1 pseudogene is annotated in these 964 nt (G+C 67.1%); it reads left to right on the top strand.

The features are described from left to right. A pseudogene (locus tag AC1DU6_RS32960) lies at positions 1-964 on the top strand (DUF3372 domain-containing protein); the annotation flags it as partial.

Raw genomic sequence — 964 nt, 5'->3', positions numbered from 1 at the left:
GCCAGCGGCACCGTCTTCAACGTGCGTGCAGCCGACGTGGTTCGCCTGCCCAGCCTGCACCAGCAGCAACTCGTGCTCGTGCAGGAAGACGCCAACGGCAAGGTGCAGAACGCCACCACCGCCCAGATCGCCGGCGCGCTGGACGACCTCTATGCCGCCGCCAACAACGTGCCCGACCTCGGCGCCGTCGCCAGCAATGGCAGCACCAGCTTCAAGCTGTGGGCACCCACCGCGCAAAACGTATCGCTGGTGCTGACGACGGCCCTGGGCAACTCGGGCCTGACCCGCACCACTACCGAGCCGATGGCGCGCGACGCTGCCACCGGCGTCTGGAGCCTCAGCAAGCAAGGCCATCTGCAAGGCGCCACCTACCGCTACCAGGTGCAGGTCTTCGTCAAGGGCACGGGCCTGGTGAAGAACCTCGTCACAGACCCCTATTCCCTCGGCCTGACCCTGGGCAGCCAGCAGAGCGTTGTCATGGACCTGCAGGCCCAGGCCACCAAGCCCAATGGCTGGGACCAGAGCGCGCCGCCCACCACCGTGGCCGCGCCGTCGGACCTGAGCATCTACGAGCTGCATGTCCGCGACTTCTCGATCAACGACGCCACCGTGCCCGCTACCAAGCGTGGCAAATACCTGGCCTTCACCGAAAGCCAGTCCAATGGCATGAAGCACCTGACGGCACTGGCCGCAGCCGGCCTGACCGACGTGCACCTGCTGCCGGTCTTCGACATCGCCAGCGTCAACGAAAAGAGCTGCGTGACGCCCGTCCCAAGCGGCGCGCCCGACAGCGACTCGCAGCAGGCCACGGTCGCGGCTACTGCCGGCACCGACTGCTTCAACTGGGGCTATGACCCACTGCAGTTCAGCACGCCCGAAGGCAGCTACTCCAGCAATGCCAACGACCCGCTGACCCGCGTCGTCGAGTTCCGCCGCATGGTGCAGGCACTGAACGCCGCCGGCC

It is taken from the genome of Roseateles sp. P5_B10, from assembly GCF_056400485.1.
The sequence above is the reverse complement of the archived record's forward strand: the minus strand, read 5'-3'. Positions and strand labels throughout refer to the sequence as shown.